The organism is Tepidiphilus sp. J10, from assembly GCF_006980785.1.
Taxonomy (GTDB): Bacteria; Pseudomonadota; Gammaproteobacteria; order Burkholderiales; family Rhodocyclaceae; genus Tepidiphilus; species Tepidiphilus olei.
Genome location: NZ_SBHP01000007.1, coordinates 23520 through 50248, shown reverse-complemented (window position 1 = coordinate 50248; position 26729 = coordinate 23520). Strand labels below are relative to the sequence as shown.

Here is a 26729-nt window from a genome sequence, read left to right as displayed (position 1 = left end):
TTTTTTCTCAGACGTACCGCGCGGCGAAGTCGTCCATGAAAGCGGCGAGCGCCTCCACCCCCTCGCGCGGCATGGCGTTGTAGATCGACGCCCGCATCCCGCCCACCATCTTGTGCCCTTTGAGGTACTTGAGCCCGGCGGCCTCGGCCTCCTGCAGAAAGCGCTCGTTCAACGACTCGTCGGCGAGGCGAAACGGCACGTTCATCCAGCTGCGCCAGCGCGGCTCGACGGCATTGCGGTAAAAGGGCGTGGCATCGATGCACTCGTAGAGCAGACGCGCCTTGGCTTCGTTGCGCTGCGCCATCGCCGCCAAGCCGCCGAGCGATTCGAGCCACTGGAACACGAGACCGGCCACATAGATGGCAAAAGTGGGCGGCGTATTGAGCATCGAGCCGTTCTCGGCCATGCGGTCGTAGCGCAGCACCGGCGGGGTGCCCTCCCAGGGCGAGGCCATGAGATCGCGGCGCACGATCACGAGCGTCAGCCCCGCCGGGCCGATGTTTTTCTGCGCCCCGGCATAGATGAGGCCGAAGCGGCGCACGTCGATCGGGCGCGACAGCAGATGCGAGGACATGTCGGCGACGATGGGCACGCCAGAGGCTTCCAACGCCTCGAGCTCCAGCCACTCCACGCCGTGGATCGTCTCGTTGGTGCATACATGCACGTAGCGCGCCTCGGGATCGAGCGAAAGCTCCTCGGGGCGCGGCGCGCGGGTGAAGCCGCTTTCCTCGGTGGAGCCGGCCAGACGGACCCGGCCGCCGAGCACGGGCGCGATGCGCTGCGCCTCCACGAACGCTTTCTGCGACCAGGCGCCGGTGACGACGTAATCGGCCGAGCCGCCGCCGAGCAGGTTCATGGGAATGGCGGAGAACTGCAGCGTCGCCCCTCCCTGCAGGAAGAGCACGGCGTAATCCTCGGGAATGGAGAGCAGCTTCCTGAGATCGGCCTCCGCCCGCGCGATCACCTCCGAGAAGTGCTTGCCGCGATGGCTCACCTCGATGATGCTCGAGCCGATCCCGTGCCAATCGAGCAGCTCTTTTCGTACCGTACGCAAGACCGGCTCCGGCAGCATCGCCGGCCCGGCGCTGAAGTTAAACACCCGCATCGTCCGCCTCTGCACCCTCGTCCCCGACCACCGGCGTGCGCGCCACTTTCACCACCGTCACCAGGCGATCGCCGTCGTCCAAGGCCATCAGCGTCACCCCTTGCGTCGAGCGCCCCATCTCGCGGATGTCGTCGACCGAAGTGCGGATGAGCACCCCGCTTTGCGAGATGAGGATGATCTCGTCGCCCGGTTGCACCAGGCAGGCGGCCACGAGCCGGCCGTTGCGACGGCTGGTCTGGATGGCGATCATCCCCTTGGTGCCACGCCCGTGGCGCGTAAATTCGGCCACCGGCGTCCGCTTGCCGTAGCCCGCCTCGGTAGCCGTGAGCACCGAACCCGACTCGTCGCGCACCACCAGCATCGACACCACCTGCTGGCCGTCTTCGAGCGCCATGCCGCGCACGCCTCGCGCCTCGCGCCCCATGGGACGCACGTCGTCCTCGGCGAAACGCACCGCCTTGCCCGCGTCGGAAAAGAGCATCACGTCGCAGCTGCCGTCGGTGAGATCCACGCCGATCAGGCGGTCGTCATCCCCGAGCGACAGCGCCACGATGCCGGCCTTGCGCGGATTGGCAAAGGCCGACAACGCCGTCTTCTTCACCACGCCCGAAGCGGTGGCGAAGAAGACGTAGTGCGCATCGTCGAATTCGCGCACCGGCAGCACTGCCTGGATACGCTCGTCCGGCCCCATGGGCACGAGGTTGACGATGGGCTTGCCGCGCGCCCCGCGAGCGCCCTCGGGCAGTTCGAAGACGCGCAACCAGTAGACTCGCCCGCGACTGGAGAAGCACAATAGCCAATCGTGGGTGTTGGCCACGAATACCTGCTCGAGGAAATCTTCCTCCTTGACCGAAGCCGCCTGCTTGCCCCGCCCGCCGCGGCGCTGCGCCCGGTAGTCGTCGAGCGGCTGGCGTTTGACATAACCGGCATGCGACAGGGTCACCACCATGTCCTGCGGCGCCACCAGATCCTCCAGCCGGATCTCGTCGGCTTCCAGCACGAGCTCGCTGCGGCGCGGATCGGCGTACTGTGCGGCGATCGCACGCAGCTCCTCGCCGATGATGGCCGAGACGCGCTCGGGCTTGGCGAGGATGTCGAGCAGATCGGCGATGCGCTCGATCACCTCGCGGTACTCCTGCACGATCTTGTCCTGCTCGAGCCCCGTGAGGCGCTGCAGCCGCAGATCCAGGATCGCCTGCGCCTGCGCTTCCGACAGACGATAGCCCTCGCTCGACCAACCGACGTCGGCCTCCAGCCCTTCCGGACGAAACTTCGCCGCGCCTTCGCCCGCACGCGCCACCAGCTCGGCCACCACCGGTGAATGCCAGCGCCGCGCGAGCAGCGCCTCTTTGGCGGCAGCCGGCGTGGGCGAGGCCTTGATGAGCGCGACGATCTCATCGACGTTGGAAAGCGCCACCGCCAAGCCTTCGAGGATGTGCCCCCGTTCGCGCGCCTTGCGCAGCTCGAAGACGGTGCGCCGCGTCACCACCTCGCGCCGGTGCGCCAGGAAATGGCCGACGAGCTCCTTGAGCGTGAGCGTCTGCGGCCGTCCATCGACGAGCGCCACCAGGTTCATGCCGAAGGTGTCCTGCATCTGCGTGTGCTTGAAGAGCTGATTGAGGATCACCTCGGGATGCTCGCCGCGCTTCAATTCGATGACCACGCGCATGCCGGACTTGTCCGATTCGTCGCGGATCTCGCTGATACCCTCGATGCGCTTCTCATTGACGAGCTCGGCGATGCGTTCGAGCAGCGTCTTCTTGTTGACCTGATACGGCAGCTCGTCGACGATGATCGCCTGCCGGTCGCCGCGGCCGATTTCCTCGAAATGGGTACGCGCCCGCATCACCACGCGGCCCCGCCCCGTGCGGTAGCCCTCGCGCACGCCCTCGAGCCCGACGATGAGCCCGGCCGTCGGAAAATCCGGCGCCGGCACGTACTGCATCAGATCGTCGTCGGAAAGTTCGGGGTTTTCCAGCAACGCCAGGCACGCCCGAATCACCTCGCCGAGATTGTGCGGCGGGATGTTGGTGGCCATGCCCACCGCGATGCCGCTCGAACCGTTGATGAGGAGATTGGGAATGCGGGAAGGCAGCACCAGCGGCTCACGCTCGCTGCCGTCGTAGTTCGGACCGAAATCGACGGTCTCCTTGTCGATGTCGACCAGCATCTCGTGCCCGATGCGCGACATGCGGATCTCGGTGTAACGCATGGCGGCGGGGCTGTCGCCGTCGACGGAGCCGAAGTTGCCCTGACCGTCGATGAGGGGATAGCGCAGGGAAAAATCCTGCGCCATGCGCACGATGGTGTCGTAGACGGCCGTATCGCCGTGCGGGTGGTATTTACCGATCACGTCACCGACGATGCGCGCCGACTTCTTGTAGGGCTTGTTCCAGTCGTTGCCCAGCTCATGCATGGCATAGAGCACCCGCCGATGCACGGGCTTGAGACCATCGCGCACGTCGGGCAGCGCCCGGCCAACGATGACGCTCATGGCATAGTCGAGATAGGAGCGCCGCATCTCCTCTTCGAGCGGCACGGGCAGGGTTTCGCGGGCGAAGGAATCCATGGAGCAAAAACCGCCGTACAAATCCGTAGAATTCGCTATTTTATCACGCCGTCCACACCCTTTCCGGGAGCCCGCCGATGCCCGAATCGATCGCCCTCCAGCCCGCCGACGCCCTCATCATCCCCCGCTGGCTCCTGCCGATGGAGCCGGCCGGTGCGCTGCTAACCGGCCACGCCGTCGCGATCCGCGGCGAGACGATCCTCGACGTCGGGCCGACCGAGGAATTGGAGCGGCGCTGGCGGCCGCGCGAGCGCGTCGAACTGCCCGATCACGTGTTGCTGCCCGGCCTCATCAACGCCCACACGCACGCGGCCATGACCCTGCTGCGTGGCATTGGCGACGATCTCCCCTTGCGCCGCTGGCTCGAAGAGGCGATCTGGCCGCGCGAGGCGGCTCTGATGAGCGAGGCATTCGTCTACGACGGCACGTTGCTCGCCGCCGCCGAGATGCTGCGCGGCGGCATCACCACCGCCGTCGACATGTACTTCTATCCCGAGGCCGCCGCACGGGCCTTCACCACCATGGGCGTGCGGGCGGTGCTCGGCATCACCGTCATCGATTTTCCCACGCCGTACGCGGCCGACGCCGACGAGGCGCTCGCCAAAGGGCTCGCCGTGCGCGACGCCTGGCGCGATGAACCGCTCGTCTCCTTCCTGCTCGCGCCGCACGCCCCCTATTCGGTGAGTGACGAGACCCTCGAGCGCATCGCCACCCTCGCCGCCCAGCTCGACCTGCCAGTCCAAATCCACTTGCTCGAGACAGCACAGGAGCGGGAAGAATCGCTGGCACGCCACGGAGAAACGCCCCTGCAGCGGCTCGATCACATGGGCCTCCTGGGGCCGGGGCTCATCGGCGTGCACGCCGCACACCTCACCGAAAGCGAAATCGCGCTGCTAGCCGAGCGCGGCGCCGCCCTCGTGCACTGCCCCACCTCCAACATGAAACTCGCCAGCGGCATCGCCGCCGTACCCCGGTGGCTCGATGCCGGTATCCCCGTCGGCCTGGGCACCGACGGGGCGGCGAGCAACAACCGGCTCGACCTCTTTCAGGAGATGCGCCACGCGGCCTTGCTCGCCAAGGTCGGCCAGGGGCGTGCCGACGTGCTGCCAGCCATGCAAATCTTGGAACTCGCCACGATCGGCGCCGCCCGCGCCCTCGGGCTGGAACATCGCCTCGGCTCGATCCGCCCGGGCAAGGCCGCCGACCTCGTCGCCGTCGCCCTCGATGCCGTCGAAACCCAGCCCTGTTATGACCCCTGCTCGCACCTCGTCTTCGTCGCCGGACGCGAGCACGTCAGCGACGTCTGGGTCGCCGGACGCCGTCGTATCTCCGGAAAAATCTTGCTGTTGCAGGAAAACAACAGACCTTTGTCCGCTCTGGCGCAAAACTGGCGGCAACGAATCCAGTTGCAAATCCGCTGAAAAAGTGCTTGTATAATGAATCCAAGGATACGATCCTAGACCTTGTCCCAACCGTTTTCCCAAGAAAGGATGCTACCATGACCACCAAAAACACCCGCTTCAAGCTCCTCGCCGTCGTCCTTGGGACGATCGGGTTTTCCATGAGTGCGATGTCCGCCGACGTCGTGGTCGATCCGAAAGGCGTCGTTCCCTATGTCACCGATTCCCGCAACGTCGTCGTCACGAGTGGCGCAGGTGCCTGCGTCCGCGCGGGCGCCAGCTGGTCGCCGGCGGCCGCCGAGCAGGCCAAAGACGCCAATGGCAAGCCGCTTGCCTGCAGCTGCGATCCCGACCTGATCGCCAAAGAGAAATGCGAGCCGCCCAAGCCGGTTGCCGCAGCTGCGCCGCGCCCCGCGCCCAAGCCGGCCGAACAGAAAGTGAAGATTTCCACCGACACGCTGTTCGATTTCGACAAAGCCACGCTTCGCCCCGAAGGCAAAGCCAAGCTCGACGAAGTCGTCGCCCAGCTCGGTAAGTACAACGTCGAAGTCATCCTCGCCGTGGGCCACGCCGACCGCATCGGCCGCGACGCCTACAACCAGAAACTCTCCGAGCGCCGTGCCGACGCCGTCAAAGCGTATCTGACCAGTAAAGGCGTCCCGGCCAATCGCATCTACACCGAAGGCAAAGGCGAGACGATGCCCGTCACCGGTGACAAGTGCAAGAACATGGGTCCGGAAAACCGGAACAACAAGAAACTCATCGACTGCCTGCAACCCGACCGTCGCGTCGAAATCCAAGTCATCGGTACCGACAAGTAATCCTGGTCGTCCGAGGTCTGCGGAAAACCCCGCCCTGGCGGGGTTTTTCTTTGGAGGATTCCCCATGACGAACGTCGATCCGCTGGAACTGGCCAAATTCGAGGAGCACGCCCACCACTGGTGGGATCCGACGAGCGAATTCCGGCCACTGCACGAAATCAATCCGCTACGGCTCTCCTGGATCGAGTCCCACGTCGCGCTCGCCGGCAAGCGCGTGCTCGACGTCGGCTGCGGCGGCGGCATTCTCTCCGAAGGCATGGCGCGGCGTGGCGCCCGGGTCACCGGCATCGACCTCTCCGCTGCCGCTCTCGAAGTCGCCAAACTCCATCTCCTCGAATCCGGCCTATCGGTGGACTACCGCCTCGAGAGCGCGGAGGCCCACGCCGAAGCGCATCCCGGCGCCTATGAGATCGTCACCTGTATGGAGCTGCTCGAACACGTCCCCGAGCCCGAATCCATCGTCGCCGCCTGCGCCAAGGCGCTCACCCCCGGCGGCTGGGCCTTTTTCGCCACCATCAACCGCACGCCCAAAGCCTACCTGCACGCGATTCTGGGGGCGGAATACCTGCTGAGGCTACTGCCGCGCGGCACGCACGACTACGCCAAATTCCTCCGCCCCTCCGAACTCGCCCACTGGGCACGGGCGAACGGGCTCGAACCGGTCGCCCTGCAAGGGCTGGGCTACAACCCCCTCACCCAAACCTATCGTCTGATCGAAGAAACTGCGGTAAACTACCTTTTCGCTACCCGCAAGGCGGCGTAAAAAAGTGCACCGATCGGCGGAACTTTTTCGCTGCACGAGGCACTAACAAAATGCAAACCCACTGGGGCCGTACCTGGCTTCGACGGGGGTCGCAAAGCAGCACAGCGCATACCGAGGACCAGTCCCCTCGTAAATCCACTGGAAAGCAAACAAACGCCAACGACGAGCGTTTCGCTCTCGCCGCCTAAGGGCGGCGAGCGCTGCACCGGCTGGCCTCTGGGCCGGATGATGGCGTAAGCCATCTCGCAGCGTCATTCACAGAGGCTCGTCCCCGAGTCGGGCCGCTTGGCTCGGGGCCTAAAACCAAGGCGGCTCGCGTCGGTGCGGTGAGCCTACCCACCAATACCGGCGCTAAACTCAAACGGTAGGCTAAGTATGTAGACCTGGCTGTGGAGGGCTTCCGGACGGGGGTTCGACTCCCCCCGGCTCCACCAATACCCAAAGGTCAACCGTTCTCGGTTGGCCTTTTTTGTTGCTCGCAACGCCAGTGTTGGCGCGGTTTCCGGGCGGCGCCTTGCGGACGCGCACGCCACCCGAGCGCCGTTCCCGCCCCGACGGGGCATCTCTGTTCTCGGTCTTTCTCTGCGGCCAGATGTAGGGGCCGCCCGCCTTTGGGTTGATCCTCGAGCGGAGCAATCTTCTCCACTTCCTCGGTCAACGCCGCAAAATCGATCACCGATTCCATCTCCTACAAGGGATCGCCGAGCCGGGAAATCCGCGATTTGACTTCGTACGCCATCGATTCTAGAATGACAACCAAAGTGTCAACGACGATAAAAGAAGGGGATGCTCGTGAGCGAAAGGATGCACCATGCGCCGGTGTACTACGCGCTTGCGCAGGCACACTTTAATCCTGTCGCCGCAATGTCGAAATACGTGGATCAGATTCAGGATCGACTGCGGCTCGAAGGCTATCCTCTCTACGAGCCGCAGCAAATTACGGAACTGATCGTGCCGCAACCAGCCCAGGTGCACGCCGCCGAACCTCAGGTCGTGCATACGGTCTTTTGGGTGATCGCCCGCAGCGATCGCATGGCGGGATTCATCTTGACCCCTTCATCCATCACTTATCACACGACCCGCTACGACACGCATGAGCGGTTTATTGCCGAGCTGCTGCGCGGCTTGGTCGCCGTGCACGATGCAGTGACCCTCGATCACGTCAGCCGCTTGGGGTTACGCTACCTCAATGCCGTGCTGCCCCGCCAGGGCGAGCGTGTCGAGCAGTATCTCGCAAGGGGATTGCACGGGATTGAATTCTCCGCGCAACCGCTCTACAGGCTGACCGAATCGGTCTTCAGAACCGAGCCTGGTTCCGTGATCCCCACGGGAACGCTCGTGGCGCGAGTCTACAGCGCGGATGCGCCTCTAGGTTTTCCGCCCGACATTCAACCGACAGGATTGGTGATCGATCCAAAATTTCGGCTACAAGAACACCGCACACACGCGATCATCGATATGGATCATTTCGCCGAAGGCCGACTACCGATCGACCGCGACGGGCTCCACGAGCAACTGCTCGCGCTGCACGCGGCCATCAAGTCGGTTTTTTATGCGATTATCACGGATCACGCGCGAAACGTGTGGGCCTGATGCGGCGAGGCGAACATGAACACCACGACCATCATGGGAACGAGGGGACGAGTCAAAGAGGTTGCACCCGGGGCAAGCATGTTTCTCTGCATCGGCGGTACGGGCAGCATGCTCGACATTTCCCGGCTGGCTCATTGGCGCCCGATGATCACGCTGCGTATTTCTTTCCCTATCGTGGTGCAACGGGCAGAAAACGAACCGCGCCTGGACGTGCGCACCGCCGCGGAACACCTCGCCAACATCCGTGAGGTGATGCATCCGACCATCGCGGATCTGGCCGCCGTGTTTGGCGTCTCCCGACAGGCGATCTACAAGTGGATGAATGCGGAAACTACACCCGAAGCGGACAAATTCGCGCGCCTTCGCGCCCTGAGCCAAGCGGCCGACGCCTTGCGCCAGGCCGGCGTCACGCGAGCCCCCGCGCTCGTGAAGATGAACGTGTTCGAGGGGCGCTCTTTGTTGGATCTGGCCGCCGCCGGCCAGCTTACGCGGACTCAGGTCGAGTCGCTCATTGCCGAAGCCCGGGCCATGGAATCCGCCTACGAGCGCTCCGCTCTGGCACGTTCGACCGCAACCCCCACCGACGACTGGCGCTCAGAGATATCCATTCCCGGAACGATTGAGTAATTTGCCGACGGATGTGCCATGCTTGAACGCGATACACAGTGGCGGCAAGGCGATGTTCTGACGTGCGAGTCTGCGGCGGCCTTGAATTTGATCGACACGGCCGATGGCGGGGCGAGAGTCATCGTCATTACTCATGACTGCGACTTGCCCCACAAGGACGAACCTGAAGTCGAATTGATCGTTGCCAAGGCCGTCGAACGAATCGACCCTCTCTACACCTATGCCAAGAATCCGCGCCGACTTCATCTTGCGTATGAAGTCGCACGACAAGGTTCCCCGTTGTTTCTCGAACTGCGTCAGAGTCACCGCCGCAGCGTACCAAAGGCGGATTTCTCGCAGTGGGCGCGCCAGGATACATCCATCGTTTTGCCCATCGATGCCAAACGGATTCTGAAGCAATGGCTGGCGGCGCGATACGGACGTCCTGCATTTCCGAACGAGTTTGAAAGGCGTCTGCGCAAGGGCAATCTCGAACGCAAGATCGCAAAGATCCTGCAACCGGATGCACAGTACCTGATCGGACTCTTCTTCGATCTGGGCCAACAGCGGGGGATTGAGGCACCCGAAGGTGAGCCCTATGCACTATCCATATCGGTTGTATACGACACCGCAAAAGGCGTCGATGTCAGGCGACTCGCCGAGCAGGCGGCTACGAAGCTGCGCACACTATTCGAACAGGTCTATGGCAAAGCAGAGGTTGCCAGCGAAATTGCGCTCGATCACTGCGAAGCCGTGGCAGATATCTCCATGACGCTGGCCGATCTGCGTCGCGTGGATCAGTGGCGTCTCGAGTCTCTCAGTTTGCAGGACGAGGACCAGGGGGATTTCTTGGCAGTAGGGGAAATGCCGGTCTAGGGAACCGCCCCCCTTTTTTCCGTCAAACGACGAGTGAATATAACCGCGAACGCGCCCAGGCGCGCAAGCCCGCCAAGTTCGCCGTCAGCCGCTCGTCGCGCCCCCGTTTCACGCTACCATAATCCGATCCTTGCCCGACGGACGAAGCCATGACCCCCTCGCCCTCCGAGCACCGCCCCGTCGTTCTCGTCACCGGCGCCGCCCGGCGCATCGGCGCGGCCATCGCCCGCCATCTGCACGCGCACGGCTGGAACGTCGCGCTGCATTATCGCACCTCGGCCTCGGCCGCCGAGCGGCTCGCCACGAAGTTCGACGCCCAACGCCCCGGCAGCGCCGCCTGCTTTGCCGCCGAGCTCGCCGCCCCGGCGAATGCCCCTGCGCTCGTCGCCGCCGTATTCGATCGTTTCGGCCGGCTCGACGCCTTGGTCAACAACGCCTCGACCTTCTATCCCACCCCGATTCCCGAGGTCACCCCCGAGCAGTGGGAAGACCTGCTCGGCGCCAACGCCCGCGCCCCCTTCTTCCTCACCCAGGCGGCCGCGCCCGAACTCGCGCGCCGGCGCGGTGCCGTGGTCAATGTCGTCGACATCCACGCCGAACGACCGTTGCCCCGCTATCCCGTCTATACCGCCGCCAAGGCGGCGCTCGCCGGGCTCACCCGGGCGCTCGCCGTCGAGCTCGCCCCAGCGGTGCGGGTCAACGGCGTCGCGCCCGGTGCCATCCTCTGGCCGGAAGACGATCAATACCCGCCCGCCGAGCGCGCACGCATCCTCGCCCAGATCCCGCTGCAGCGCCTGGGAGAACCCGGCGACATCGCCCGCGCCGTGCGCTTCCTTCTGGAAGACGCCCCTTACGTCACCGGCCAGATCCTTGCCGTCGACGGCGGACGCAGCCTCGCCCTCTAGGGGACGCTGAAGAAATGAGCGAGCGGGATGAAACGCAAGGCGGAAGGTAGCGCAGCGACCGAGACATATCGAGTGGATAGGCGAGGGAGCGAGCACCGCGCAACGCAGCGATTCGCCCGCGCAGCCAATCATTCAGCGTTTCCCTGACGCGGACGGACTATACTGAACTCTCTCCGACTTCGTCGCCTTGCTGCTCGCCGAACCCGACGCCCGCGAACTCGCCCGTGGATACGGCCCGGAGCGTTTCGGCGTATGATTCGTACCATAACGACCACATGGGGAGCACCCGATGAAACGTCTCGTCCCGGCACTGATCGCCGCCTGTCTGAGCCTGCCCGTGCTTGCGCAGGACAAGAATGCGATGACCGCTTTCTACGGCCACGAGAGCGACATCGACCGCTATGGCCTCTCCTGGCGCTTCAAACCCTTCTGGGGTGATGTCTGGGGCGGCTGGCACGCCTCGCTCTCGCCCGAAATCGAAGCCTCCTACCTCGAATATAACGGCAGACACCCGGGCAACGACTCCTCGGGCGAGCTTGGCGGCCTCGTGCGCTTCCGCCTCGAACGCGGCGTCGGCGCCGTTCGTCCTTACCTCGATCTCGGCCTGGGCGCTGCCGGCTTTACCGATACCCACCTTGGCAACAAGGATCTGGGCAGCGCCTTCCAGTTCACCGAGCAGATCGGCGTCGGCGTCTCGATCGACCAGACCTGGTCGATCGGCTATCGCTTCTCCCACTACTCCAATGCCGGCATCGCCAGCGAGAACGACGGACTCAGCCTGCATCACGTCGTGCTCGAAGTGAAATTCTGACGATGGCTTACTTTCGCCACCACGTCTTCTTCTGCTGCAACCAGCGCCCGGCGGGCGAAGCCTGCTGTGAGGATCACGGTGCGAGCGCCCTGCTCGCGCATGCCAAGGCCCGCATCGAGGCGCTGGGTTTGAAGGGCAAGGGGGCAATACGCATCAACAAGGCCGGCTGCCTCGGGCGCTGCGACGAAGGGCCGGTGCTGGTCGTCTACCCCGAAGGCGTGTGGTACACCTACCTCGACGAGGCCGACATCGACGAGATCATCGACGAGCATCTCGTCGGTGGCCGCCCCGTCGAGCGTCTGCGACTGCCCGAACGATCATGACCCGGATTCGCGTCGAGACTCTGCTCGCCCCCGGCCCGGCCGGCACGATCGAAGTCCTCGCCGACCTGCCCGCCGCGCCACGCGGCGTGGCGCTCGTCTGCCACCCCCACCCGCTCTTCGGCGGAGCCAACACCAACAAGGTCACCTACACCCTCGCGCGCGCCTACGCCGAACTCGGCTACGCCGCACTGCGGCCCAACTTTCGCGGCGTCGGGCAAAGCGCCGGCCGGCACGACCACGGCGAAGGCGAAACGGAAGACATGCTGGCGCTGCTGGCTTGGGCGCGCGGGCGTTGGGGCGAGGGCGAACTTGCGCTCGCGGGCTTTTCTTTCGGCGCCTACGTGCAGACCCGCGTCGTCGGCCGGCTCCCCGGCCCGCCGCGCCACCTCACCCTCGTGGGTCTGCCGCATGGCCTCGCGCTCGGCAGCGGCAAGCAATACGACACTCCTCTACTTCCCGAGACGCTGCCGGCACTGCTGATCCACGGCGAGCACGACGACATCGCCCCGCTCGCGCGCGTCTTCGACTGGGCCCGCCCACAGACGCGGCCCGTCGTCGTCATCCCCGGGGCGGACCACTTCTTCCACGGCAAGCTCGCCCTCATCAAGACGCTGGTGCAGCGCGACCACGCCGCCGGCCGATGAGCGACGCGGACGGGCGCTGCCTCCCTGGCGCCCCCGTCCTTCCCTCGCGGCTCACATGCTGCGCCGGTACTGCCCGCCCACCTCGTAGAGCGCCTGCGACAGCTGCCCCAGCGAGCAGTAGCGCACCGCATCCATCAGCACCGCGAAGACGTTGCCGCCGGCCATGGCCGTCTCCTTGACCTTGGCGAGCCACTTCGGCGCCTCCTCGCGGTTGCGCTCGTGGAATTCCCGCAGGCGGCGCAGCTGGCTTTGCTTCTCTTCCTCGGTCGAGCGCGCGAGCTCGAGCTTCTCGGGGATGACGTCGCCCTTCGGATTGCGGAAGGTATTCACCCCGATGATGGGCAGGCTCCCGTCGTGCTTCTTCTGCTCGTAATAGAGCGATTCCTCCTGGATCTTGCTGCGCTGATAGCCCGTCTCCATCGCCCCCAGCACCCCGCCGCGTTCGGCCAGACGCTCGAATTCCCGCAGCACCTCCTCTTCCACGAGGTCGGTGAGCTCCTCGATGATGAAGCTGCCCTGGTTCGGGTTCTCGTTCTTCGCCAGCCCCCACTCGCGGTTGATGATGAGCTGGATCGCCATCGCCCGGCGCACCGATTCCTCCGTGGGCGTGGTGATCGCCTCGTCGTAGGCATTGGTGTGCAGGCTGTTGCAGTTGTCGTAGATGGCGATGAGCGCCTGCAAGGTAGTGCGGATGTCGTTGAAATCCATCTCCTGCGCGTGCAGCGAGCGCCCCGAAGTCTGGATGTGGTACTTCAGCTTCTGGCTACGCTCGTTGGCGCCGTAGCGATGCTTCATGGCGATCGCCCAAATGCGCCGCGCCACGCGCCCGATCACGCCGTACTCCGGATCCATGCCGTTGCTGAAGAAGAAGGAAAGGTTGGGCGCGAAGTCGTCGATGTGCATGCCGCGCGCCAGATAGCTTTCCACGTAGGTAAACCCGTTGGCGAGCGTGAAGGCGAGCTGGGTGATCGGGTTGGCGCCGGCCTCGGCGATGTGATAGCCCGAGATCGACACCGAATAGAAGTTGCGCACGTCGTGATGGACGAAGTACTCCTGGATGTCGCCCATCAGCTTCAGGGCGAACTCCGTGGAGAAGATGCACGTGTTCTGGCCTTGATCCTCCTTGAGAATGTCGGCCTGCACCGTGCCGCGCACCGTGGAGAGCACCCACTCCTTGATCTTCTCCGCCTCTTCTTCGGTGGGTTCGCGCCCGTTCTGCTCGCGGAACTTGTCGAGCTGCTGGTCGATGGCGGTGTTGAAGAACATCGCCAGGATCATCGGCGCGGGCCCGTTGATGGTCATCGACACCGAAGTGTTGGGCGCGCACAGATCGAACCCCGAGTAGAGCACCTTCATGTCGTCGAGCGTGGCCACCGACACGCCCGAGTTGCCGATCTTGCCGTAGATGTCGGGACGCTCGTCCGGATCGCAGCCGTAGAGGGTGACCGAATCGAAGGCGGTGGAGAGCCGCGCCGCCGGCATCCCCTCGGTGAGTTTGCGGAAACGCCGGTTGGTGCGGAACGGATCGCCCTCGCCGGCGAACATGCGCGTCGGGTCCTCGTTCTCGCGCTTGAAGGCGAACACTCCGCCGGTATAAGGGAAAGAACCGGGAACGTTCTCCTTCATGAGGAATTTGAGCACCTCGCCTTCGTCTTCGAAGGCGGGCAGCGCCACCTTGCGGATCTTGTTGCCCGAGAGCGACTCGTGATAGAGCTTGGTGCGGATCTCCTTGTCGCGGATCTTCACCACGTACTCGTCCTGGGCATAGAGCTCGCGCAGCGTCGGCCATTGGTCGAGCAGTTTCTTGGCGTGCGGCGTGAGTTCCCCGTCCTTCCATGCGATGAGCTCGTCGAAGTGCTCGGCCGGCTTGCCGCAGCGCTCGAAGAGCGCCTTGGCGATGCGCAGGGACTGACGCTCGCGCGCGATGCGGGCCTGCGCCTGCACGTGGCGATGGTAGTCGCGCACCGTCTGCGCGATCTCGGCCAGATAACGGGCACGCTCGGCCGGGATGATGGCCCGCCCCTTGCTGGACGCGCGCACCGACACCAGCGGCAGCTTGCCCGGAATCTCCGCCTTCAACCCCTGCGCCACCAGCCGCGGCAGCATGGCCTGGTAGAGCGCGGTGACGCCGTCGTCGTTGAAACGCGAGGCCATGGTGCCGAACACGGGCATCTCTTCCGGGGCCAGATGGAAGAGCTCGCGGTTGCGCTGATACTGCTTGCGCACGTCGCGCAACGCATCCTCCGCCCCTTTGCGGTCGAACTTGTTGATCGCCACGAAATCGGCGAAATCGAGCATGTCGATCTTCTCGAGCTGGCTCGCGGCGCCGAACTCCGGCGTCATCACGTAGAGCGAGGTATCCACGTACGGCACGATGGCCGCATCCCCCTGACCGATGCCGGAAGTCTCGACGATGACAAGATCGTAACCGGTGAGCTTGCAGGCGGCGATCACCTCCTTGAGCGAACGCGACACCTCGCTGCCGGTATCCCGCGTGGCGAGCGAGCGCATGTAGATGTTCTCGTGCTCGATCGAATTCATGCGGATGCGATCGCCCAGCAGCGCCCCGCCGGTGCGCTTGCGCGAGGGGTCGATGGAGATGACGGCGATCTTCAGCCGATCCCCCTGATCCAGCCGGAAGCGACGCACCAGCTCGTCGGTGAGCGAGCTCTTGCCCGCCCCGCCGGTGCCGGTGATGCCGAGCGTGGGCACGCGCAGCGAAGCGGCCGCCTCCAGCAGCCCCCGGCGGATGGAATCGGGATAGGCGTCGTTCTCCAGCGCCGTGATCACGCGCGCGAGCGTGCGCCAGTCCCCCTGCCCCAAGCGCTCGAGGATCGCCTCGAGCGTCGCCGGCGCCTCGTGGCTGAGGTCGAAGTCGGCGCGCCGGACCACGTCGTTGATCATGCCCTGCAGCCCCAGGCGGGCGCCATCTTCGGGCGAATAGATGCGCTCGACCCCGTAGGCCTCGAGCTCGCGGATCTCGGGCGGCACGATCACCCCGCCGCCGCCGCCGAACACCTTGATCTTCTCCCCGCCGTTCGCCCGCAGCAGATCGACCATGTACTTGAAGAACTCGACGTGCCCGCCCTGGTAACTCGTCACAGCGATGCCCTGCACGTCCTCCTGCAGCGCCGCGCGCACGATCTCGCCCGCCGAGCGATTGTGCCCCAGGTGGATCACCTCGCAGCCGGTCGCCTGCAGGATGCGGCGCATGATGTTGATCGAGGCGTCGTGCCCATCGAAGAGCGCCGCCGCGGTGACGAAGCGCACCTTGTTCTTCGGCTTGTACGGGGCGATTTTCTGCTGGATGTGCGGATCGCTCATGAAATGTCCCTCCTCGTTCGATGCGGTTTCTCGAACGGGAATGTAGCGCGAAGATGACGTTGACGTCAACGTCAACCGAAAAGAACGGCCTCGCCGATGGCTTGGAGCAGGCCGGCGCGCGCATCATGCACCCGGCCCTACCCGACGATGGATGTCAGCGGCCCGCAGGCTGCAGCAGCCGCGTGCGTTCCCGCTCCAGGCGAGCCGCGCGGCGCTCGAGCAGCTCCATCTCCTTCACTTGCCGCCGCTCCACCCCTTCGCGCTCACGCACCCGGGCTTTCTCGAACGCCGCGCGCTGGGCGGGTTTCAGGTCGGCGGGAGCCTCCCGCACCGCCAGCGCCATGCGCTCGTCGGCGTGGCGGGCGCGCAGCGCCTCGCGCTCGCGCGCCAGATCGCGCAGCTCACCCTCGATCTGCGCGAGCCGCTGCTGGCGCAGGGCGAAGGACTGCGGTGATTCGGCCACCGCCTCGCGCGTTTTTTTGGTCGCTGCCGGCGGTGCAGCCGGCGACGGACTCAGCGTGACCGCCGCGGCATCGGGGCCGCAGGGGTTCGCCTCGAAGCGGATGCTACCGTCGGCAGCGGTGCAGCGGTAGACCACGGATTCCTCCGCCCACCCCGGCAAGGCGGCGAAGAGCAGGGCGCACGGCGCGAGGACTCGCGCCAAGCATGAAGGAGAGCATTTCATCGTGTCGACCCCCGGCGCGACGCAACGAGCGGATCCTGGAAACGAACGCCGAGCCGCGGAAACTTCCGCCGTCTCCACACGGCGAGTGCACACCCGGGAGCCCGAGCGCACGAAAAAAAGGGAAGAGGTGTACCCTCTTCCCTTCCCTGGATCAGACTCGCCTTGCGGCTAGGCTGGATCAGAAGCGGTGGTTGATACCGACGTAGAAGAGGTCGGTGTCGTCCACTCTGTCAGTACCAGCGTGGCCATTGGAGTCAGAGATACCACCCAACCTCAGACCCGTAACATTACCCCACGTCAGATCGTCGTAATCGACCTTGGTGTAGCCGAGGTAGCCGGTGGTGCGCTTGGAGAGTGCATGGGTGTAGGCGACGGTAAAGGCCTTGGGTTTGACGTCTTTATTGAGGCCTTGGCTCGGAACTTTATCGACGTCCGCCTGGGCGTAGGCGACATGGATGTTGCCCGCACCCACCGGCACGATCACGCCGAGCTGCCACAGATCGACGTCGAGGTTATTGATACCAGCCACGTCACGGGCCTGCTGGTAGGAACCGGCGAGCGTGGCCATGCCGAAGTTGTAGGAGGCGCCGATCAGCCATTCTTTCTGGGTTTCGTTGTTGGTAGTTCGCGGCCTGAAAGCGCCTGGAGCTCCAGCGTTCTCAGACTTGAATTTCACCGCCTGATAGATGCCGCCGATCTTCAACGGACCGTTGTCGTACTTCAGCGAGATGCCATATTTGTCGTCGTCGCTGTAATCCGCACCCGTACCGAGCTTGGAGTCGGTCTCCTGGTTACCCGCCGAGTAGATACCGGCCACGCTCACCGACTGGAACGTGCCGTTGTAGGTGACCGAGTTGTTCCAGCGCGCAGCCGAGTTCGGGGTGATGGTGAGCCGGGTGAAGTCGGACAGCAGGCTCATCGGGCTGATGTAGGCATTGCGCACAGCGTCGTACTCGCTGGTGAAGTAGCCCGGGGCGTATTGACGACCCAGGGCGACCTGGCCGAAGTTGCCTTTCAGGCCGACGTAGGCCTGGCGGGTGAAGGTTTGGTCGCCCTTAGTGTCGCTGTTATCACCACTCGACATCGCGGTCGACTTACCCGTGTCGATGTTGAAGCCTTGTTCCAGCACGAACACGGCCTTCAGCCCGCTGCCGAGGTCTTCCTCGCCGCGGAAGCCGAGGCGGCTGCCTGCCAGACCGCCGGAGTCGACGCCCATCGTGCTGTCACCCATGAAATCGCCAGCCTTGAAGTAGGCGTCGGCCACGCCGTAGACCTGGATGTTCGACTGGGCGAACACCGGCGCCGAGACGAGGCCCGCCACCGCCAGTGCGATCAGTTTCTTTTGCATGTGTTTCTCCTCTCTTGCAAGAAGGAAGCCCGTTTGGGGCGGAACCGCTCCGCCCACCCAAAAGCATCACCACCGTCGGCGAAGCTTGAGATGCATTGTTGCGCACGCCCCGAGCCCTTGACAAGAGCCCGAATGCGAATCCCCGGAAGAAACGCGCATTCTTGTTGCACCGATGCAACAACGCGGAACCCCTGAGCGTATTGGCACTCTCAGGTATCGAGTGCTAAATTCACCACAGCAAACCATCGAGGAAGGAGCAGCATGACGAGCAATGCAGTCGTACCGCTGGGATACGCCCCGGGCTTGCCGAGCCCCGTCTCCAGCCTGGAGCAGTACGTGCGGGCGGTGCGCAGCATCCCGCCGCTCTGCGCCGAGGAGGAAAAGGAGCTCGCCCGGCGCTGGCGGCTGGAGCGCGATCTAGAGGCGGCGCGGCGCCTGGTGTTGGCGCACCTGCGCTACGTGGTGGCAATCGCCCGGCAGTATTTCGGCTACGGTCTGCCGGAGGCCGACCTCATCCAGGAGGGCAACGTGGGGCTGATGAAGGCGGTGCGCCGCTTCGACGAGACCCGCGGCGTGCGGCTCGTCACTTTCGCGGTGCACTGGATCAAGGCGGAGATCCACGAGTTCATCGTGCGCAACTGGCGTCTGGTGAAAATCGCCACCACCAAGGCGCAGCGCAAGCTCTTCTTCAACCTGCGCCGCCTGAAAGGCTCGAGCAATGCCCTGCAGCCGGCCGAGGCGCGGGCGATCGCCGACGAGCTGGGGGTGAAGCCCGAAGAGGTGCTGGAGATGGAGGCGCGCTTTGCCGGAGCAGAGGTGCCGCTGGAGGCGCCCACGGGGGAAAACGAGGAAGATGCGCTCCCCGCGCCGATCGCCTATCTGCCCGATCCGGGAGCGACGCCCGAGGAGGCGGTGCTGGAAGCCGAGGCGCATTGGCTCGCCGACGAGGGGTTGCGCGCAGCGCTCTCCAAGCTCGATGCGCGCAGTGCCGACATCGTGCGCCGGCGCTGGCTGGCCGAGGAGCCGGAGACGCTGCAGGCGCTGGCGGCGGAATACGGCGTTTCGGCCGAGCGCATCCGCCAGATCGAGGCGGCGGCGATCAAGAAACTGCGCGCGTGGCTGACGCAGGGCATGAGTGCGGAGGTGCCCGCCCATGCCTGAGGCCGTGCCCAACGTGCTCTCGATTGCCGGCATCGACCCTTCCGGCGGGGCGGGGCTCTATGCCGATCTCAAGACCTTCGCGGCGCTGCGCACCTATGGCTGCGGCGTGGTGGCGGCGCTCACGGCGCAGAACACCCAGCGCGTGCGCGCGGTGCACGTGCCGCCGGTGGAGTTCCTGCGTGCGCAGCTCGACACGCTCTTCGCCGACGTGGCGATCGCCGCCACGAAGACGGGGATGCTCGCCAGCGCCGCGGTGATCGAGACCACGGCCGAGCGGCTCGCCCACTGGCGGGCGCAGGGGCAGAGCCCCATTTTGGTGGTCGATCCGGTGATGGTGGCGAAGAGCGGGGATACGCTCCTCGATCGCCAGGCGGTGGGCGCGCTCGTGGAGGCGCTGCTGCCGCTCGCCACCGTGATCACGCCCAACCTGCCGGAGGCGGCGGTGCTGCTGGGGCGCACGGCGCCGGAGAGCCGGCGCGAGATGATCCGCGCGGCCGAGGCGCTGCGCGCGCTCCTGCCCACCGACGACGGCCACTGGGTGCTGCTCAAAGGCGGGCATCTGCCGGGGAGCGAACTGGTGGATCTGCTCTTCGACGGCGAGCATCTGCACGAATTCGTCGCTCCCAAGGCGGCGACGAAGAACACCCACGGCACCGGCTGCACCTACGCCGCGGCGATCGCGGCGCTCGCCGCCCGCGCCGGCTCGCCGCGCACCGACGCGGCGATGCGCGAAGTGGTCTCCGAGGCGCATCGCTATCTCCAAGGGGCGATCGCGACGAGCGGCGCACTCGCGGTCGGCCACGGGCACGGGCCGCTGCATCACTTCCACGCGCTCTGGCTATAATGAGCCGACGGGCATGTCGCCCGGCCCCCATACAGAGAGCGCGCCTATGAACGCCAGAGACCATTTTTTCGCCGCGAGCGCGCGCGTCGATGCCGCCGCGGTCCAGCCTTTCCCCAATTCGCGCAAGATCTACGTGCAGGGCTCGCGCCCCGACCTTCGCGTGCCCATGCGCGAGATCCGGCAGGCGGACACGCCGGCCTCCTTCGGCGCCGAGCCCAACCCGCCGATCTACGTCTATGACACCTCCGGCCCCTACACCGATCCTGAGGCGCACGTCGACATCCGCCGGGGTCTGCCGCCGCTGCGCCGGGCCTGGATCGAGGAGCGCGGGGATACCGAGGTGCTGCCCGGGCCGACGAGTGCGCACGCGCGGGCGCGCCTGGAGGATCCCGCCACCGCCGCGCTGCGCTTTCCGGGCCTTGCGCGCACGCCGCGCCGCGCCAAGCCCGGGGCCAACGTGACGCAACTACACTACGCGCGCCGCGGCCTCATCACGCCCGAGATGGAGTTCATCGCCATCCGCGAGAACCAAAACCGCCGGGCGTATCTCGAGGCGCTGGCGCGAAGCGGGCCGCGCGGCGAGCGCCTTGCGCAGATCCTCGCGCGCCAGCATCCGGGGCAGCGTTTCGGGGCGCACATCCCCGAGGAGATCACGCCGGAATTCGTGCGCGCGGAAGTGGCCGCCGGCCGGGCGATCATCCCGGCCAACATCAATCACCCCGAATCCGAGCCGATGATCATCGGGCGCAACTTCCTGGTGAAAGTGAATGCCAACATCGGCAACTCGGCGCTCGCCTCCGACATCCAGGAGGAAGTCGACAAGATGACCTGGGCGATCCGCTGGGGGGCCGACACGGTGATGGATCTCTCCACCGGCCGCCACATCCACGAGACGCGCGAGTGGATCATCCGCAACAGCCCCGTGCCGATCGGCACGGTGCCCATCTACCAGGCGCTGGAGAAAGTCGACGGCAAGGCCGAGGAGCTCACCTGGGAGCTCTTCCGCGACACGCTCATCGAGCAGGCCGAACAGGGGGTGGATTACTTCACCATCCACGCCGGCGTGCGGCTCGCCTACATCCCGCTCACCGCCCAGCGCCTCACGGGGATCGTCTCGCGCGGGGGTTCGATCCTGGCGAAGTGGTGCCTGGCACACCACCGGGAGAATTTCCTCTATACGCACTTCGAGGAGATCTGCGAGATCCTGAAAGCCTATGACGTGGCCTTCTCGCTGGGCGACGGGCTGCGCCCCGGTTCGATCTACGACGCGAACGACGAGGCGCAGCTGGCGGAGCTGAAGACGCTGGGAGAGCTCACCCGCATCGCCTGGAAACACGACGTGCAGGTGATGATCGAAGGGCCGGGACACGTGCCGATGCAGCTCATCCGGGAAAACATGGAGAAGGAGCTCGAATGGTGCGACGAGGCGCCGTTCTACACGCTCGGACCGCTCACCACCGACATCGCTCCGGGGTACGATCACATCACCAGCGCCATCGGTGCGGCGCAGATCGGCTGGTACGGCACGGCGATGCTGTGCTACGTCACGCCCAAGGAGCACCTGGGGCTGCCGAACAAGACCGACGTGAAGGAAGGCATCGTCACCTACAAGCTCGCGGCGCACGCGGCCGATCTCGCCAAGGGGCATCCGGGGGCGCAGATCCGCGACAATGCGCTCTCCAAGGCGCGCTTCGAGTTCCGCTGGCAGGACCAGTTCAACCTCTCGCTCGACCCGGACAAGGCGCGCGAATTCCACGACGAGACGCTGCCCAAGGAATCGGCCAAGGTGGCGCATTTCTGCTCGATGTGCGGGCCGAAATTCTGCTCGATGAAGATCACGCAGGAAGTTCGCGTCTACGCCGAGGAGAAAGCGCTCTCCGAAGAAGCGGCGCTCGCCGCGGGCCTGGAGGAAAAGGCGGACGAATTCGTGCGCGGTGGGGCCGAGCTCTATCGTCCCGAATAGCGTCGAGACGATGAGCGCGTCCGTAGCGGAATCGGAAGACGCGGCGCTCGCCGCGCGCATGCAGGCGCTGCTCGCCCGTGTCTTCGGGCATGCGCGTTTTCGCGGACCGCAGGCCGAGATCGTGGCGCACGTGGCGCGCGGCGGCGACGCGCTGGTGTTGATGCCCACGGGCGGCGGGAAGTCGCTGTGCTACCAGCTGCCGGCACTGCTGCGCGAGGGAGTGGGGATCGTGATTTCGCCCCTCATCGCGCTGATGGAGGATCAAGTGGCGGCGCTGCGGGAGAACGGCGTGGCCGCGGCGGCGCTGCACTCGGGCATCGCCCCGGAAGAGGCCGAGTCGATCGAGCAGGCGACCCGCGCGGGGCGGGTGAAACTCCTCTATTGTGCGCCGGAGCGTCTGCAGACGCGCCGTTTCCTCGAGCTATTGGATGCGCTCGCCGCGCGGGGGGCGATCGCGCTCTTTGCCATCGACGAGGCCCACTGCGTGTGGCAGTGGGGGCACGATTTCCGTCCCGACTACCTGCACCTGGCGATGCTACCGGCGCGCTACCCCCGGGTGCCGCGCATCGCGCTCACCGCCACGGCGGACGCGGCGGCCCGCGAGGAGATCGCCGCTCGTCTGGCGCTGCACGAGGCGCGCCGCTTCGTCACCAGTTTCGATCGCCCCAACCTCTTCTACGCCGCCGAGCGCAAGCGCGGCGACGGACGGGCGCAGCTCCTTGCCTTCCTGCGGCGGCAGCCGGAGGGCGGCGGCATCGTCTATTGCCTGTCGCGCGGCAAGACGGAGAAACTCGCCCGCTGGCTGAACGATCGGGGCATCCCGGCGTTGCCCTACCACGCCGGGCTCACGCACGAGGTGCGCGAGCGCCACCAGCGGCGCTTTCTTGCCGAGGACGGCCTGGTGATGACGGCGACCATCGCCTTCGGCATGGGCATCGACAAGCCGGACGTGCGCTTCGTCGCCCACCTGGATCTGCCGCGCTCGCTCGAAGGCTACTACCAGGAGACGGGACGCGCCGGCCGCGACGGCGAACCGGCGCAAGCCCATCTCCTGTGGAGCGGCGAGGACGCGGTGTGGCATCGGCACATGATCGAGACCTCCGACATGCTGCCGGAGCAAAAGGAGATGGCGCACCGGCGGCTGGACACGCTGGTGGACATGGTCGCGGGCACCGGCTGCCGGCGGCAGGCGATCCTCGCCTATTTCGGCGAGACCGTCGGCCCCTGCGGGCGCTGCGACCGGTGCCTCGCGCCGGTGCGGCCGTGGGAGGCGACGGACGCGGCGCGCAAGGCGCTCTCCACCGTCTATCGCACCGGCCAGCGCTACGGCGCGGCGCACCTCATCGACGTGCTGCGCGGTCACGCCACCGAGGCGGTGGTGCGCCGCGGGCACGACCGGCTGAGTACCTACGGCCTGGGGGTCGATCTGCCCGTAGAGACCTGGCAGGCGGTGTTCGACGAGCTGCTGTTGCGCGGCCGGCTCTCGATCGACTTCGAGCGGCATCGCGCCCTGGTGCTCACGCCCCGCGCGAGGCCCCTGCTGCGCGGCGAGGAATCCCTCACCCTCGTCCTGCCGAGCGCGACGCCCAAGGGCTCGGCCCGCGACGCGACCGCGGCTACGGTGCCGGCAAGCGACACCCTCTCGCCGGCCGAGCAGGCGCGCTTCGAGCGTCTGCGGCGCTGGCGCCTGCAGCAGGCCCAGGCCGACGGCGTGCCGGCCTACGTGATCTTCCACGACAAGACCCTACGCGAACTCGCGCGCCGCGCCCCGGCAACGCTCGCGGAACTCGCCCAAATCGAAGGGATCGGTGCGCGCAAACGGGAGCGCTGGGGTGAGGAATTGCTCGCGCTGCTGGCCGCAACCAGCGACGAATCCGCAGCGCTTGCGGTGCTCGACAAGGCCGCCGACCAGCCGCCACTTCCCTCCGATCTATAGCGTTCCTCGAGCCTGCGACGTGGGAGCGCGGGGTCGTGATAGGAACGGCCTGCCGTGTGAGGCGCTGCGCGGAAAACGACTCATCGTCGGCATTCCAGGAACGCCTCGAGCGTCAATTTAGGTGCAGGGCGTTTCACTTGTTGCACTTATTGTGCTAAGGTTGGCAAGGATCACTGCTTCAGGAGCGAACCATGCGTACCCTCGATCATCTTCACCGTGTTTCCCCTCCTTTGCTTTCCGATGAGGACAAGGAACTGGCCAAGGCCGCTCAGCGCTGCATCATGGCCTCGCTGGACCATGCGCGGGCCGCGACGATCACCTTGCGAACGGACGAGGGAGGTTCTTCCCCCGTCGTCGAGCTGCCGCCGGCCACCTTGAGATTGATCGGCCAGTTGCTGGGGGCCTTGAGCGAGGGGCATACCGTCGTGCTGATGCCGGGCACTCAAGAGCTGACGACGGTGCAAGCGGCGCATCTGCTCAATGTCTCACGCCCATTTCTCATCAAAGAGATGGAGGCCGGCCGCCTACCGTATCGCAAGGTGGGCTCGCATCGGCGCGTTGCCCTCGATGATCTTCTGGCGTACGCCAAGGAGATGCGGGCAAGGCAACGGCAAGCGCTCGAACGCCTGGCAGAAAACGAGCGCGAGTTGGGGTTGGACTACTGATGATCGTCTCCCCCCTTCACACAGCGATTCTGGATGCGTGCGTTCTGTACCCCATTGCAATAGCCGATGCCCTCGTAAGCATGGCCGCGGAAGGGGTATTCACAGCCAAATGGACCGTACGCATCGAGGAGGAGTGGATGGGCGCGCTCGAGCGGCAGCGACCAGACCTCGTCGGCAAACTGGGGGTCCGCCGTGACAGCATGCGAGAAGCCATCCAAGACTGGGAGGTCCCGGAATCGGCCTGGGGCCCCTTGGTGCCAGGTATCCATCTTCCTGACCCGAACGACGCGCACGTCCTGGCCGCAGCCATCGCCTGTAATGCAGATTACATAGTTACTTTCAATTTCAAGGACTTTCCACGAGACATCTTGAATGAACACGGGATAATCTTGTCGGATCCCGATTCTTTCATCATCGAGCAGTGGGATATGGATCCCATCGGGGCGATCTTGGCATTCAAGCAAATGCGTGCCCGTCGCAAAAAACCTCGTTCGGGTCCGAGCGAATTTGCCGACATTTTGGAACGAGCCGGTTTGCCCATGACCGCCAACAAGATAAGAATGGCCGCCGATCTCATCTAGGGAGAAAACGACGATGGCAAAGACTTCCTATCCCCTGCGGCTCGATGAAGACGAACGCGCGCGCCAAACGGGTGGCCGAGGCCTTGGGCGTTTCGGAAAACCGGCTCTACGCCGAGCTGATTCACGACGGTCTGCTGATGCACGAGCAGCGCCTCTACCTCCAGCGGCTGCGCGAGCTTGCCGCAACCAGCGACAAATCCGCAGCGCTGGCGGTGCTCGACAAGGCCGCCGACCAGCCGCCACTGCCTTCCGACCTGTGAGACCGACTCAGCGCACGACGCCGAACAGGGGCCGGTCATGGCGCGGCTGTAGCGGCCGGCTGGTGCGCGGCCCTTGCGTGAGCGGGGCGATCTCGGCGGGGATGGCCTCGAGCGGTTCGCGAAAGACGATCCAGCGCACGTCTTCACGGCACGGCGGCCAAGGCTCGGAGCCCTCGTAGGTGAAGTAAGAGACGTCGACCGGCTCGAGCGTGCGCAGGTCGAGCGGCAATTCGCGCGGCGCGGCGCTTCCCTGCTCCGCCCAGTCCGCCAGCGCGGCGAGCAGCGGATGGGTGCGCTCGGCGGCGACCACGCGCAGTGCCACGAAGAGCCGGGAGCCGTCTTCCGCCCGATGCTGCAGAACCATCTCTCCCAAAGCGACGCGCATCCCGAGCCGGTGCGCTCCGGGGTGATGCCAGCCGATCCGCTCCAGCCGATACCACGTTCCTTGCCACCCCAGGCGCTGTTCCCGCGTCGGTTCGAGCAGCAAGCCCGTTTTGTCCTGCTTCAGGACGACGCGGCTGGGTTGGTAGCGGAAGAAAGGGGGCGGAATATCGGCCGGCGTGGCGCCTTCGAGCGCGATGGGGGATTGACGCTTGCCCTCGCGGCACAGGCGCCAGTCGGGCGAGAGGAGGTGCCAGCGGGCGGGACCGGCCGGGCCGTCGGCGTACGTCCATTCCTCCGGCATGGGACGCGGCGCGGCGCGGGCCGACGCGACCCTGCGCGGCGGAGGCGGCGTCGTGGCGACTCGGCTCGGCGCCGGAGCGGGAGTGACCACCGGCGGAGCAAGCAGCCCCGGCGGCGGGCGTGAAGGGGCCGGGGGAGGTGCCGGTGGGGATGCCGCCGGGGGCGTAGGCCGCGGCTGCTGCGGCATCGGAGTGCCCCCAGGTGGCGAGGGAAGCGGCAAACCGGCGATTTCGGGCGGGAGAGACTTCGGATCCACGAGGTCCACCCCGAGGGGCAAGACCGGAGGCGCGGCGACAGACGGCTTGGTCCCGTTTCCTTCCATGGCGCTACCGGCCGAGGCGAGGACCTCTTGGGCGATGCGTTGCAAGGCTTCCGCCGAAGGGGGGCTACAGACTACCATCCACAGGCGCTCATCGACCGTACCGGGCAAGACCGGCGCCGGTTGCGGCCTCTCGATCGTCTCTTCGGTCACGGGAAGATCGTTCGCGTCGAGATACACCCGCTTCACCGTGGTGTAGGTACGGCGCTGGCAGTCGAAGCGGTTGAGCGCCTTCACCGCGGCATAACCCCGCCGCCGGGATTCTGCCGGGCTGAACGTCACCCGCCCCCATACGACTTTGACCCCGCCTTCGGCGGGGATGAGCGTATCCGGATCGATCTGCACCAGGCGGTCGCGGTCACGGGCCACGGTCTGCCATTCGGCTCGCGCCACCGTGCCAAGCGCACCCAGCACGAGCAGCACGAGCAGACGTCTCCACCATCGTATCGTCATGATTCCGCGTCCCATGATGACCCGCTCCGCCGCGCCCAGCCGCTCTCGATACGTTCGTTATCGGCAGTAGCGAAAAAAACTTGAGCTCCC

Annotated in this window: 24 protein-coding genes and 1 other RNA gene; 18 read left to right on the top strand and 7 right to left on the bottom strand. The window is 65.8% G+C overall.

Features of this window, described 5'->3' with window-relative positions:
- Window positions 1-7: 7 nt before the first annotated feature.
- The gene (serC, locus tag EPD81_RS09275; RefSeq protein WP_142805165.1) at window positions 8-1105 is read right to left on the bottom strand and encodes a 3-phosphoserine/phosphohydroxythreonine transaminase; all 1098 of its coding nucleotides are present in this window, start codon (window positions 1103-1105) and stop codon (window positions 8-10) included.
- A complete protein-coding gene (gene gyrA / locus EPD81_RS09270) occupies window positions 1092-3674 on the bottom strand; it encodes a DNA gyrase subunit A (protein ID WP_142805164.1) in 2583 nt (860 codons plus the stop codon). Before gyrA ends, serC begins: the two co-directional genes overlap by 14 nt.
- A 77-nt stretch (window positions 3675-3751) precedes the next feature.
- Between gyrA and EPD81_RS09265 the strand changes: the two genes are divergently transcribed.
- The 7 genes from EPD81_RS09265 to EPD81_RS09235 all read left to right on the top strand — a co-directional run bounded on the left by EPD81_RS09265 (window position 3752) and on the right by EPD81_RS09235 (window position 9733).
- Window positions 3752-5095 carry a TRZ/ATZ family hydrolase gene (locus tag EPD81_RS09265; RefSeq protein ID WP_142805163.1) on the top strand — a complete coding sequence of 448 codons (1344 nt, stop codon included), beginning with the start codon at window positions 3752-3754 and terminating at the stop codon, window positions 5093-5095.
- 77 nt (window positions 5096-5172) lie between these two features.
- Window positions 5173-5895 carry an OmpA family protein gene (locus EPD81_RS09260; RefSeq protein ID WP_142805162.1) on the top strand — a complete coding sequence of 241 codons (723 nt, stop codon included), beginning with the start codon at window positions 5173-5175 and terminating at the stop codon, window positions 5893-5895.
- Between the two features lie 64 nt (window positions 5896-5959).
- A complete protein-coding gene (gene ubiG / locus EPD81_RS09255; protein WP_142805161.1) occupies window positions 5960-6658 on the top strand; it encodes a bifunctional 2-polyprenyl-6-hydroxyphenol methylase/3-demethylubiquinol 3-O-methyltransferase UbiG in 699 nt (232 codons plus the stop codon).
- A 63-nt stretch (window positions 6659-6721) separates the two neighbouring features.
- Window positions 6722-7092: a transfer-messenger RNA gene (gene ssrA, locus EPD81_RS09250) on the top strand.
- Between the two features lie 358 nt (window positions 7093-7450).
- Window positions 7451-8251 (top strand): TIGR04255 family protein, encoded by an 801-nt coding sequence (locus EPD81_RS09245; protein ID WP_221929287.1) that lies wholly within the window; start codon window positions 7451-7453, stop codon window positions 8249-8251.
- A gap of 15 nt (window positions 8252-8266) precedes the next feature.
- Window positions 8267-8878: a helix-turn-helix transcriptional regulator gene (locus EPD81_RS09240; RefSeq protein ID WP_221929286.1), complete on the top strand. Its 612-nt coding sequence runs from the start codon at window positions 8267-8269 to the stop codon at window positions 8876-8878.
- 18 nt (window positions 8879-8896) lie between these two features.
- Entirely contained in the window at window positions 8897-9733 is an 837-nt protein-coding gene (locus tag EPD81_RS09235) for a hypothetical protein (RefSeq protein WP_142805160.1), read from the top strand.
- A 22-nt stretch (window positions 9734-9755) separates the two neighbouring features.
- Here EPD81_RS09235 and EPD81_RS10860 read toward each other — a convergent pair whose 3' ends face one another.
- Complete coding sequence (locus tag EPD81_RS10860) at window positions 9756-9884, bottom strand: hypothetical protein (RefSeq protein ID WP_255446508.1); 129 nt, start codon at window positions 9882-9884, stop codon at window positions 9756-9758.
- Between EPD81_RS10860 and EPD81_RS09230 the strand changes: the two genes are divergently transcribed.
- The 4 genes from EPD81_RS09230 to EPD81_RS09215 all read left to right on the top strand — a co-directional run bounded on the left by EPD81_RS09230 (window position 9883) and on the right by EPD81_RS09215 (window position 12416).
- A complete protein-coding gene (locus EPD81_RS09230; protein WP_142805159.1) occupies window positions 9883-10638 on the top strand; it encodes a pteridine reductase in 756 nt (251 codons plus the stop codon). The genes EPD81_RS10860 and EPD81_RS09230 overlap by 2 nt on opposite strands.
- 289 nt (window positions 10639-10927) lie before the next feature.
- Complete coding sequence (locus tag EPD81_RS09225; protein WP_142805158.1) at window positions 10928-11449, top strand: acyloxyacyl hydrolase; 522 nt, start codon at window positions 10928-10930, stop codon at window positions 11447-11449.
- A gap of 2 nt (window positions 11450-11451) precedes the next feature.
- The gene (locus EPD81_RS09220) at window positions 11452-11772 is read left to right on the top strand and encodes a ferredoxin (RefSeq protein WP_142805157.1); all 321 of its coding nucleotides are present in this window, start codon (window positions 11452-11454) and stop codon (window positions 11770-11772) included.
- Entirely contained in the window at window positions 11769-12416 is a 648-nt protein-coding gene (locus EPD81_RS09215; RefSeq protein ID WP_142805156.1) for an alpha/beta hydrolase, read from the top strand. The genes EPD81_RS09220 and EPD81_RS09215 overlap by 4 nt, the downstream gene beginning before the upstream one ends.
- Window positions 12417-12467: 51 nt before the next feature.
- Here the strand turns inward: EPD81_RS09215 and icmF are convergent, their stop codons facing one another.
- The 3 genes from icmF to EPD81_RS09200 form a co-directional block, all read right to left on the bottom strand.
- Entirely contained in the window at window positions 12468-15740 is a 3273-nt protein-coding gene (gene icmF / locus EPD81_RS09210; protein ID WP_142805155.1) for a fused isobutyryl-CoA mutase/GTPase IcmF, read from the bottom strand.
- A 154-nt stretch (window positions 15741-15894) separates the two neighbouring features.
- Window positions 15895-16404, bottom strand: a complete 510-nt coding sequence (locus tag EPD81_RS09205; protein ID WP_185955415.1) for a DUF4124 domain-containing protein — start codon at window positions 16402-16404, stop codon at window positions 15895-15897.
- Window positions 16405-16603: 199 nt separating this feature from the next.
- Window positions 16604-17773 (bottom strand): porin, encoded by a 1170-nt coding sequence (locus tag EPD81_RS09200; RefSeq protein ID WP_142805153.1) that lies wholly within the window; start codon window positions 17771-17773, stop codon window positions 16604-16606.
- 261 nt (window positions 17774-18034) lie between these two features.
- Between EPD81_RS09200 and rpoH the strand changes: the two genes are divergently transcribed.
- The 7 genes from rpoH to EPD81_RS09165 all read left to right on the top strand — a co-directional run bounded on the left by rpoH (window position 18035) and on the right by EPD81_RS09165 (window position 25183).
- Entirely contained in the window at window positions 18035-18934 is a 900-nt protein-coding gene (gene rpoH, locus EPD81_RS09195; protein ID WP_142805152.1) for an RNA polymerase sigma factor RpoH, read from the top strand.
- Complete coding sequence (gene thiD, locus EPD81_RS09190) at window positions 18927-19778, top strand: bifunctional hydroxymethylpyrimidine kinase/phosphomethylpyrimidine kinase (protein ID WP_142805151.1); 852 nt, start codon at window positions 18927-18929, stop codon at window positions 19776-19778. The genes rpoH and thiD overlap by 8 nt, the downstream gene beginning before the upstream one ends.
- A gap of 46 nt (window positions 19779-19824) precedes the next feature.
- A complete protein-coding gene (gene thiC, locus EPD81_RS09185) occupies window positions 19825-21741 on the top strand; it encodes a phosphomethylpyrimidine synthase ThiC (RefSeq protein ID WP_142805150.1) in 1917 nt (638 codons plus the stop codon).
- A 10-nt stretch (window positions 21742-21751) separates the two neighbouring features.
- Entirely contained in the window at window positions 21752-23677 is a 1926-nt protein-coding gene (gene recQ, locus EPD81_RS09180; RefSeq protein WP_142805149.1) for a DNA helicase RecQ, read from the top strand.
- A 191-nt stretch (window positions 23678-23868) separates the two neighbouring features.
- On the top strand, window positions 23869-24342 hold the full coding sequence (locus tag EPD81_RS09175; RefSeq protein WP_142805148.1) for a helix-turn-helix domain-containing protein: 474 nt from the start codon (window positions 23869-23871) through the stop codon (window positions 24340-24342).
- Entirely contained in the window at window positions 24342-24923 is a 582-nt protein-coding gene (locus tag EPD81_RS09170) for a PIN domain-containing protein (protein ID WP_142805147.1), read from the top strand. Before EPD81_RS09175 ends, EPD81_RS09170 begins: the two co-directional genes overlap by 1 nt.
- A 44-nt stretch (window positions 24924-24967) precedes the next feature.
- Complete coding sequence (locus EPD81_RS09165) at window positions 24968-25183, top strand: toxin-antitoxin system HicB family antitoxin (RefSeq protein ID WP_142805146.1); 216 nt, start codon at window positions 24968-24970, stop codon at window positions 25181-25183.
- Between the two features lie 7 nt (window positions 25184-25190).
- On the opposite strand, the gene EPD81_RS09160 is transcribed toward EPD81_RS09165, so the two are convergent.
- The gene (locus EPD81_RS09160; protein WP_142805145.1) at window positions 25191-26654 is read right to left on the bottom strand and encodes a surface-adhesin E family protein; all 1464 of its coding nucleotides are present in this window, start codon (window positions 26652-26654) and stop codon (window positions 25191-25193) included.
- Window positions 26655-26729 lie beyond the last annotated feature (75 nt).